This window comes from Okeania sp. (assembly GCF_983059655.1).
On the sequence record NZ_CEZPJD010000963.1, the window covers coordinates 1 to 2,647 of the forward strand.

Below are 2,647 nucleotides of genomic sequence, written 5' to 3' on the forward strand. Positions count from 1 at the left end.
TCGCCCCTACGCATGACTTTTTATTCAACAAAGAAATATCTGTAGATAGAACTAGATGCGATCGCAAATATCAAGTTGCTGAGGACTGATGCTGATGATGAATTTCAGACAGTCCGATTTTTGTGCCATTGTCGCCCTTTTTCAACAGGGCATAGAACCAAAAAGTCTTGATGTTCGGTCAAACCTCATCTTCTGAAGCACCAAGAACAGTGGAAGGAAATTAGGGTTGCACGAAGCAAAAAATTCTGATATAGTTTTGTTATTGGGTGGTGTTCGCCCCTACGCATGACTTTTTATTCAACTAAAATAATATAACCAAAAATCATAAGTGTGGTTAGAAACTCAAACCAGTTTCAAATCAATAGAATTTTGTAGCTAAAATATTGCTTCTGGATTGTCTAAAAAATTAAGAAAATTAGTATTATTATTTTGCTGATTCCCTTCTTTTTTCTCCTTTTTTCTTCCCTCTTCCTTCTTCCTTCTTCCTCCTTCCTTCTTCCTTCGTGAATATGATATAAAGAAATCGGGTTTTAACAAAAACCTCTGCACTTATATATTGTAAATATTTTATTTTATGGTCATCAGTTTCAATCGAGAAACTTGTAGTAATCTCAACATATCTGAATCCCGCGAATGGCTAGTCACAAATGGTATTGGAGGCTACGCTTCTGGCACAGTAGCTAACATCCTAACCCGTCGCTATCATGGATTACTCATAGCAGCACTCAAACCCCCATTAGGGCGTACATTATTGCTAACAAAACTAGACGAAACTGCCAATTATCAAGGTCTAGACTATCCTCTTTACTGTAACCGTTGGGCTGATGGCACAGCAAACCCAGAAGGTTATCAACAAACAGAAAGCTTCTACCTAGAAGGAACAATACCAGTGTGGAAATTTACATTTGCAGACGTAGTATTAGAGAAGCGGATCTGGATGGAGCAAGGAGAAAACACCACCTATATTCATTATAATTTGCGCAATGGTAGCCAACCCTTAAACTTGGAAATTAAAGCATTAGTTAACCATCGCGATCATCATCATCATACCAGCGCTCAAGATTGGCAAATCAGCACCGAAAACATTAAAAAGGGAATCTGTATACGAGCTTTTCCTGAAGCAACACCCTTATATCTGCTGACAGATACTCATCCAGATGACAAAAATGTAGTATCTACACCCGCCAATAATTGGTATTACGGATTTAACTTAGCAGTAGAAAAATATCGTGGTCAACAAGAATTAGAAGACCACTTACACGCTGTTACTTTTGATGCACAAATTGAAGTAGGTAAATCTCTAACTATAGTTGCCAGCACAAAAGAAAATGCTACTACTAATGGCGAGAGAGAATTAGCTTTTCATCATAATTACGAACAACAGATAATCCAAAAATTTACCACTACCAAAACATCTAACTCAGAAGTCAAAAATCCAATTATTAAATTCTGGAAATCATTTGCCCAGACAAAAGCTCAACCTACTGCAAAAAAGACCCCAGACTGGATCAACCAATTAGTATTAGCAGCTAACCAATTTATTGTCGATCGCAAATCCCCCAAACATCCATACGGCAAAACGATCCTTGCAGGTTATCATTGGTTTGAAGACTGGGGCCGCGACACAATGATTAGTTTACCTGGTTTAACTATTTGTACAAAACAATTTGATGTCGCCCGGTCTATTCTGCTCACCTTTGCCGAGTATGTTGACCAAGGAATGTTGCCAAACCGCTTCCCCGACGGTAGTAGTACACCAGATTATAATACTGTAGATGCTACACTTTGGTATTTTGAAGCAGTTCGTGCATACTATGAAGCTACAGGCGATCGCCAACTTTTAGTAGAATTGTTTCCAATTTTAGCAGAAATCATTGACTACTATCGCCGAGGCACTCGCTACAATATTCAGTTAGATACTGATGATGGTTTAATTTATGCTGGAGAAGCAGGTTCACAGATTACTTGGATGGATGCCAAAGTAGATGATTGGGTAGTGACACCGCGTATTGGTAAACCTATTGAAATTAGTGCCCTCTGGTATAATGCTCTGCAAATCATGGATAAGTTTGCCCAACAGTTGGGTAAAGATAATCTAGATTATGAAAGGTTGGCAAGATTGATTAAGGAAAAGGGTTTTGCTCGTTTCTGGAATCAAGAGGAAGGTTATTGTTTCGATGTACTTGATACACCTAATGGTAATGATGCTGCTTTGCGACCTAATCAAATATTTGCCTTATCATTACCAGCGATCGGGAAATTTAGTTACCCACCTCTACTAACTCCAGAGCAGGAAAAACAAGTGATGGATATATGTACGCACAAGCTATTGACTCCCTATGGTTTACGCAGTCTAGCTAGTGACGATTCTGAGTACAAGGGTGTTTATGGAGGCGATATTTATCAACGAGATGGTGCTTATCATCAAGGTACTGTCTGGGGTTGGTTGATTGGTCATTATGCTGTAGCGCATCTACGAGTTTATAACAACCAAGCAAAAGCTGAAGAGTTATTAAAACCGATGGCAGAGCATTTAACGGTGCATGGTCTTGGCAGCATCAGTGAAATTTTTGATGGAAATGAACCGATGACACCCCGTGGTTGTATTGCTCAAGCGTGGAGTGTTGCAGAAGTTTTGCGAGCTTGG

1 protein-coding gene is annotated in these 2,647 nt (G+C 39.2%); it reads left to right on the top strand.

What is annotated here, in order from left to right; all coding sequences use genetic code 11:
- Window positions 1–574 precede the first annotated feature (574 nt).
- Window positions 575–2,647, top strand: a 2,073-nt coding sequence (locus AC3DU7_RS30690) for an amylo-alpha-1,6-glucosidase (protein WP_488043020.1), incomplete at its 3' end; no start/stop codon positions are given.